The sequence below is a fragment of the Pseudomonas sp. 05N434 genome, from assembly GCF_056396965.1.
The window spans coordinates 1-7,256 of sequence record NZ_JBFTMK010000239.1 but is presented as its reverse complement, the minus strand read 5'-3'; the positions used below and the strand labels follow the sequence as shown (position 1 = coordinate 7,256).

Here is a 7,256-nt window from a genome sequence, read left to right as displayed (position 1 = left end):
GTTACAGCCGTCCGCCAGCGCTGGCGCCATAAAACCACCGTGCTAGAATGCCGCCCGCATTTGCTTGTCATCTGCATTGCCTGTCATAAAAAAAGGATAGGCATACGAGGGAGCTTGTGCAGCAATGCCAGGGCCTTGAATTGAAGAACGGACCGCTGCGCATCAGGATTTATGAGACTCAAGCTCTTCACCACATTTCTTTGTCTTCTTGGCCTGTCAGGTTTTGCCGCGGCAGGGGAAAAGACTGTGTACGGCCTCAATGAGTACGCGTCGCTGGATGGCATCAACCTGGAAGTTGCCGCCAAACTCGACACCGGGGCGAAAACCGCCTCGCTGAGCGCCCGCGACATCAAACGTTTCAAACGCAATGGCGAATCCTGGGTGCGCTTCTATCTGGCCATCGACGCCGCGCATTCGCACCCGATTGAACGACCGCTGGCCCGTGTCAGCAAGATCAAGCGCCGGGCCGGTGACTACGACCCGGAAGAAGGCAAGAAGTACACCGCCCGTCCGGTCATCGAGCTGGATATCTGCATGGGGTCGGCTTTACGCAGTATTGAAGTGAACCTGACCGACCGCAGCGCCTTCCAATACCCGCTCTTGATCGGCTCCGAGGCACTCAAGCGTTTCGATGCGCTGGTCGATCCAAGTCTTAAATACGCTGCTGGCAAACCTGCCTGCGCCACCGACGCACATACCGCAGAGTAATTCCAATGCGCTCTCTTACCCTCCATCTGAAATTGCTGATCGCCATCCTGGTGGTGCTGGGCATTTCAGTTACGGCCTATCAGATTTTCGTGCTCGGTATTCCGGTGACTGAAGATGCCACCGATGACTTGTGGAACATTGACGCCAAGGTCGAGTTCGTCGCCAACGCCAAAGACCCGATCAAGATCCAGATGTTCGTGCCGCCGCTGAGCCGCGACTACGTGAGCCTTAACGAGAGTTTCATTTCCAATAACTACGGTGTGGCAGTGAACCGTGTCGACGGCAACCGCAAGGTCACCTGGTCGGCACGTCGGGCCAAGGGCAACCAGACCCTTTATTACCGCCTGGTGCTGACCAAGCGCTACACCGGCGAAAAATCCAAGGTCAARGGGGCGACCTTCCGCGACAGCATCGCCGTCGAAGGCCCGGAAAAAATCGCCGCCGAAGCCTTGCTCGCGCCGATCCGCCAGCATTCGGCCGACGTCGAAACTTTCATCGGCGAAGCCATCAAACGTGTCAACAACCTCAACGACGACAACGTGAAACTGCTGCTGGCCGGCGATACGTCCACCGCGAACAAAGCCAAAATCGTCGAGCTGGTTCTGTCCATCGCCCACGTGCCGGTGGAAAAGGTCCACACCATCCGCCTGGTGGCCGATCAGCCGCAAACGCCTGAACTCTGGTTGCGCAGTTTCAACGGCACCGACTGGCTGTACTTCAACCCGGAAACCGGCGAACAGGGCCTGCCCACCGACCGCTTGCTGTGGTGGACCGGCGATGAAAACCTGATCACCGTCGATGGCGGCAAGAAAGCCAACGTCACCTTCAGCCTGAACAACAGCGAAATGAACGCCATTCGCCTGGCCAAGCTGACCGACGAGAATTCCGACGCCAATTTCCTCGACTACTCGCTGTACGGCCTGCCGCTGCAAACCCAGCAGACCTTCATGAYCATGGTGATGATCCCGATCGGCGTGCTGGTGATCCTGATCCTGCGCAACCTGATCGGCATCCAGACACTCGGCACCTTTACCCCGGTGCTGATCGCCCTGGCCTTCCGGGAAACCCAGCTCGGCTTCGGCATCGTGCTGTTTACCATCATCACGGCGCTGGGGCTGTCGCTGCGTTCCTACCTTGAGCACTTGAAACTGCAAATGCTGCCGAGATTGTCGGTGGTGCTGACCTTCGTGGTGGTGCTGATCGCGGCGATCAGCCTGTTCAGCCACAAACTCGGCCTGGAGCGCGGGTTGTCGGTGGCGCTGTTCCCGATGGTGATTCTGACCATGACCATCGAACGCCTGTCGATCACCTGGGAAGAGCGCGGTGGCGGCCATGCCATGAAAGTGGCGATCGGCACACTGTTCGCCGCCTCCCTGGCGCACCTGATCATGAGCGTGCCGGAGTTGGTGTACTTCGTGTTCACCTTCCCGGCGGTCCTGCTGATTCTGGTGGCTTTCATGCTGGCCATGGGTCGCTATCGCGGTTACCGCCTGACCGAACTGGTGCGTTTCAAGGCTTTCCTGAAGGAGGCTGACGCCTGATGTTCGGTCTCTGGAAGACCTGGAAAGCCCTGGAGGCCCGGGGCATCATGGGGATCAATCGGCGTAACGCCGACTACGTGCTCAAGTACAACAAGCGCAGCCTGTACCCGATCGTCGATGACAAGATCATCACCAAGGAACGCGCCATCGCCGCCGGCATCCACGTGCCGGAGCTGTACGGCGTGATCTCCACCGAGAAGGAAATCGATAACCTCAAGGAGATCATCGGCGGGCGCACCGACTTCGTGATCAAACCGGCCCAGGGCGCCGGCGGCGACGGCATCATTGTGGTTGCCGACCGGTTCGAGGGGCGCTATCGCACAGTGTCCGGCAAGATCATTGACCATGAGGAACTCGAGCACCATATCTCGAGCATCCTCACCGGCCTGTATTCCCTGGGCGGGCACCGCGACCGTGCGCTGATCGAATACCGCGTGACCCCGGACCAGATCTTCAAAAGCATCAGCTATGAAGGTGTGCCGGATATCCGCATCATCGTGCTGATGGGTTATCCGGTGATGGCCATGCTGCGCCTGCCGACCCGCCAGTCCGGCGGCAAGGCCAACCTGCACCAGGGCGCCATCGGCGTCGGTGTCGACCTGGCCACTGGCCTGACATTGCGCGGCACCTGGCTGAACAACATCATCAACAAACACCCGGACACCACCAACGCGGTAGACGGCGTGCAACTGCCCTACTGGGACGGTTTCATGAAACTGGCCGCCGGCTGTTACGAGTTGTGCGGGCTGGGCTACATCGGCGTCGACATGGTGCTTGACCAGGAGAAAGGGCCGCTGATTCTTGAGCTCAATGCCCGGCCTGGGTTGAACATTCAGATCGCCAACGATTGCGGCCTGACGTCCCGTACCCACGCGGTCGAGGCGCGACTCGAAGAGCTGAAGGCGCGCGKGATCACCGAAACGGCGCAGGAACGTGTGGCGTTCGTTCAGGAACTGTTTGGGCATATTCCGACGATTGAGGGCTGACCCCTCTGGCTCTTTGTGGCGAGGGAGCTTGCTCCCGCTTGACTGCGCAGCAGTCATAAAACGGCATCCTCGGTTTCTCTGAAAACCGAGGGGCTGATTTCTTTGGGCCTGCTTCGCAGTCCGCCGGGAGCAAGCTCCCTCGCCACAGGCAAACTTCCCTCGCCGCAGATGTATCTCTTGCCGACATCCCCTCTAGGAGCAAATCCTGCAGAGGACTACAATCGCTCCCCCGCCTCGTTGGCTGATCTGCCCCGCCCATGTTGACCTGTTCTGTACACCCGCTGCCCTATCGCGCCAACCCTGCCGAGTACTTCGCGGCGATTCGTCATGCCCCCGGTGCCGTGCTGCTCGACAGCGGCCGGCCGAGTGCCGAACGTGGGCGTTTTGACCTGCTCAGCGCCTGGCCGCTGGAGCAACTGGCCGTGTTGCCGGATGAAAGCGGCAGCCATTTCCTGCAACGCCTTCGCAAGAACCTTACACGGCTCGGTGAAGCAACCGTCCCTGACGACTTGCCCTTCGCCGGCGGCCTGATCGGCTACCTGAGCTACGACTTCGGCCGGCATCTGGAAAACCTGCCGAGCCAGGCGCGGGACGATCTGCAATTGCCCGACGCACGCTTCGGGCTGTATGACTGGGYGCTGATCAGCGATCACCATCTGGCTACCAGTCAATTGGTGTTCCACCCGACGCTCATCGACAGTGAACGACAACGGCTGATCGAACTGTTCACTCAGCCCACCACCGAGAATATCCAGCCATTCAAACTGGACGGCCCGATGAGTGCTGACCTGAGCGCTGACGACTATCGGCAAGCCTTCGAACGCATTCAGCAGTACATCCAGGCTGGCGACTGCTATCAGGTCAACTTCGCCCAGCGCTTTCGCGCCCAATGCCAGGGCGATCCGTGGGCGGCCTATTGCGCGCTGCGGGCGGCTTGCCCGACACCGTTTTCCGGCTTCCAGAGCCTGCCCGACGGCGACGCGGTGCTAAGCCTGTCGCCGGAGCGCTTCGTCAAAGTCAGCGAGCGCCACGTCGAAACCCGCCCGATCAAAGGCACCCGCCCCCGCGGGCTGACCGCTGCCGAAGATGCGGCGAACGCCGCCGAACTGCTGGCCAGTCCCAAGGACCGCGCGGAAAACCTGATGATCGTCGACTTGCTGCGCAACGATCTGGGTCGTACCTGCCGCATCGGTTCGGTACGGGTGCCGGAGCTGTTCAGCCTGGAAAGCTATCCGAACGTGCATCACCTGGTGAGCAGCGTTACCGGCGAACTGGCGGATGACAAGGACGCGCTGGACTTGATCGCCGGCAGCTTCCCCGGCGGCTCGATTACCGGCGCGCCAAAAATTCGCGCCATGCAGATCATCGATGAACTGGAACCGACCCGTCGCGGGTTGTATTGCGGTTCATTGCTGTATCTGGACGTGCGCGGGGAGATGGACAGCTCCATCGCCATTCGCAGTTTGTTGGTCAAGGATGGGCAGGTGTGCTGCTGGGGCGGCGGGGGGATCGTCGCGGATTCGGATTGGCAGGCGGAGTATCAGGAATCGATTACCAAGGTGAAGGTGCTGCTCGAAACGTTGCAGGGCCTCTAAAAGCTTCGTGGGCAAGCCTCGCTCCTACAGAATTCAGGTCGTGGAATCGACCATGCCCTGTAGGAGCGAGGCTTGCCCGCGAAGGCATCCTCGCAGACGACTACAAACTCAAAGCCCGGTTCGAGGCCTTGATGAACTCCTGCTTCAACTCGGMAAAGCTGTGCACCGCCGGGAACTGCGGGAACTCGCGAATCACGTTGTCCGGCGCGTGGAACAGAATCCCGGCATCCGCCTCGCCCAGCATCGTGGTGTCGTTGTAGGAATCCCCCGCCGCAATCACTCGGTAGTAGAGGCTCTTGAACGCCAAAACCGACTGACGCTTGGGGTCTTTCTGACGCAGCTGATAGCCCGTGACCCGACCGGCATCGTCAGTAATCAGACGATGGCAAAGTAACGTCGGGAAGCCCAATTGACGCATCAGCGGTTGGGAAAATTCGTAAAAGGTGTCCGACAGAATCACCACCTGAAAGCGCTCACGCAGCCAGTCGACAAATTCACTGGCGCCTTCCAGAGGCTTGAGCGTAGCGATCACTTCCTGAATGTCGGAGAGCTTCAGGCCATGCTCGTCGAGAATCCGCAGGCGCTGCTTCATCAACACGTCGTAGTCGGGAATGTCCCGAGTGGTGGCCCGGAGGGACTCGATCCCGGTTTTTTCGGCAAAGGCGATCCAGATTTCCGGGACCAGCACACCTTCAAGATCCAGACAGGCAATTTCCACAAGACACTCCCATTAGTATTATTTATGAGTCGAGCGAGCAAAAGGACTGCCGAACTCTAGCGACTCGCCCCCCTCCGTGCAACGCAGAGGACGCGCCAGCCACCGCAGGATTTTGTTACCATCGACGCATATAGAGCGCCCAGCGCCACCGACCTGTAGGAAGCCGCCCTGATGAGCCCATCGTTCGACGTCGTGGAACTCGCCACGACCTATGCCAACAAATCCGCCCAGGACATCCTGAAACTCGCGTTTGCCGAGTTCGGCGATGACCTGTGGATATCTTTCAGCGGCGCCGAGGATGTGGTGCTGGTGGACATGGCCTGGAAGCTGAACAAGAACGTCAAAGTGTTCAGCCTCGACACCGGCCGCTTGCACCCCGAGACCTACCGCTTCATCGAGCAGGTGCGCGAGCACTACAAGATCGATATCGAAGTGGTGTCGCCGGACTACAGCAAGCTCGAACCTTTSGTGAAGGAAAAAGGCCTGTTCAGTTTCTACAAGGATGGCCATGGCGAGTGCTGCGGCATTCGCAAGATCGAGCCGCTGCGTCGCAAACTGTCTGGCGTGACCGCCTGGGCCACCGGCCAGCGTCGGGACCAGAGCCCGGGCACCCGCAGCGCCGTCGCGGTGCTGGAAATCGACACCGCGTTTTCCACCCCGGAACGTACCCTGTACAAGTTCAACCCGTTGGCACAGATGACCAGCGAAGAGATCTGGGGTTACATCCGCATGCTGGAGCTGCCGTACAACAGCCTGCATGAACGCGGATTCATCAGCATTGGTTGCGAGCCTTGCACCCGTCCGGTGCTGCCGAACCAGCATGAGCGCGAAGGTCGTTGGTGGTGGGAAGAAGCCACGCAGAAAGAATGCGGGCTGCATGCCGGGAACATCATCAGCAAGTCCAAAGCTTAAAAGATCGCAGCCCGTAGCAGCTCCTGCAGGAGCTGGCGAAGCCTGTGATGGTTTTACTTTAAAAAGTGTACACAGAAATGTCACCATAAGTGCCATATCTGTGTGCACTTTTATTTTCAGTGCCCCAAAAAGTTACATTCCCCTGTCCTGACTTCCTCAGTCGAACACTCCGACAAAACCCTGCCCAAAATAAATACCTGTTCAATCGGTCAATTTATATCGTCTTTTTTTCAACTACTTATCTTCAATCAATAACAAAACGAAATTAGCCTTAAATTTTATAGATCACCGACTGGCACATATCTGGCTTAAGTGAACACATGTTTTGTATACAATAAATACAAAAACATACACACACTTTAGATCCGCAAGCCTGAAGCGCCCTATCCCGTACAGGCTGCAGATGCCCCGTAACCAATGATGCTCTCCCACCCGCGACGAAGATTTGTCGAGCCCACGCTCATGCACAGTCATCGCGGCAACGAGCTTCAGGAGCCTGCCGGAATGCGTACTAGCCTCCCCAATAACAATATTGCGCTGGATCTGACCTCTCCTCTTTCTACCTCCGTGATTCACGATCAAACGTTTCAACCACCCGTCGTGCTCAGCCCCCGCCTGCATAACAAGGACCTCGCGCCGACCAAGGCCGAAGGTCGGCGCTGGGGCCGTTACAGCATCTTTGCCCTGTGGACAAACGATGTGCACAACATTGCCAACTACTCCTTTGCCATTGGCTTGTATGCACTGGGCCTGAGCGGCTGGCAGATTCTGCTGTCCTTGGGAATCGGTGCTGCGC

At 58.6% G+C, this 7,256-nt stretch carries 7 protein-coding genes; 6 read left to right on the top strand and 1 reads right to left on the bottom strand.

Annotated features, from left to right (window positions below):
* Positions 1 to 171 precede the first annotated feature (171 nt).
* From rloA to pabB, 4 genes are all read left to right on the top strand, one after another.
* Complete coding sequence (gene rloA, locus AC1DLB_RS16320) at positions 172 to 708, top strand: retropepsin-like aspartic peptidase RloA (protein ID WP_019579744.1); 537 nt, start codon at positions 172 to 174, stop codon at positions 706 to 708.
* A gap of 5 nt (positions 709 to 713) precedes the next feature.
* Positions 714 to 2,249 (top strand): osmotic stress tolerance membrane protein RloB, encoded by a 1,536-nt coding sequence (rloB, locus tag AC1DLB_RS16315; RefSeq protein WP_477785284.1) that lies wholly within the window; start codon positions 714 to 716, stop codon positions 2,247 to 2,249.
* Positions 2,249 to 3,235: an alpha-L-glutamate ligase-like protein gene (locus tag AC1DLB_RS16310; protein WP_477785283.1), complete on the top strand. Its 987-nt coding sequence runs from the start codon at positions 2,249 to 2,251 to the stop codon at positions 3,233 to 3,235. Before rloB ends, AC1DLB_RS16310 begins: the two co-directional genes overlap by 1 nt.
* A gap of 257 nt (positions 3,236 to 3,492) precedes the next feature.
* The gene (gene pabB / locus AC1DLB_RS16305) at positions 3,493 to 4,830 is read left to right on the top strand and encodes an aminodeoxychorismate synthase component I (RefSeq protein WP_477785282.1); all 1,338 of its coding nucleotides are present in this window, start codon (positions 3,493 to 3,495) and stop codon (positions 4,828 to 4,830) included.
* A 100-nt stretch (positions 4,831 to 4,930) separates the two neighbouring features.
* Here the strand turns inward: pabB and thrH are convergent, their stop codons facing one another.
* Positions 4,931 to 5,548 (bottom strand): bifunctional phosphoserine phosphatase/homoserine phosphotransferase ThrH, encoded by a 618-nt coding sequence (gene thrH / locus AC1DLB_RS16300; protein WP_477785281.1) that lies wholly within the window; start codon positions 5,546 to 5,548, stop codon positions 4,931 to 4,933.
* 171 nt (positions 5,549 to 5,719) lie between these two features.
* Here thrH and AC1DLB_RS16295 point away from each other — a divergent pair, with 171 nt between their 5' ends.
* Positions 5,720 to 6,460 carry a phosphoadenylyl-sulfate reductase gene (locus AC1DLB_RS16295; protein ID WP_477785280.1) on the top strand — a complete coding sequence of 247 codons (741 nt, stop codon included), beginning with the start codon at positions 5,720 to 5,722 and terminating at the stop codon, positions 6,458 to 6,460.
* Between the two features lie 504 nt (positions 6,461 to 6,964).
* The coding region (locus tag AC1DLB_RS16290) for a cytosine permease (protein WP_477785279.1) at positions 6,965 to 7,256 on the top strand (292 nt) is incomplete at its 3' end.

Excerpts from the sequence above, each read along its gene's own strand:
- rloA (WP_019579744.1), top strand. The coding sequence starts at position 172 with ATGAGACTCAAGCTCTTCACCACATTTCTTTGTCTTCTTGGCCTGTCA.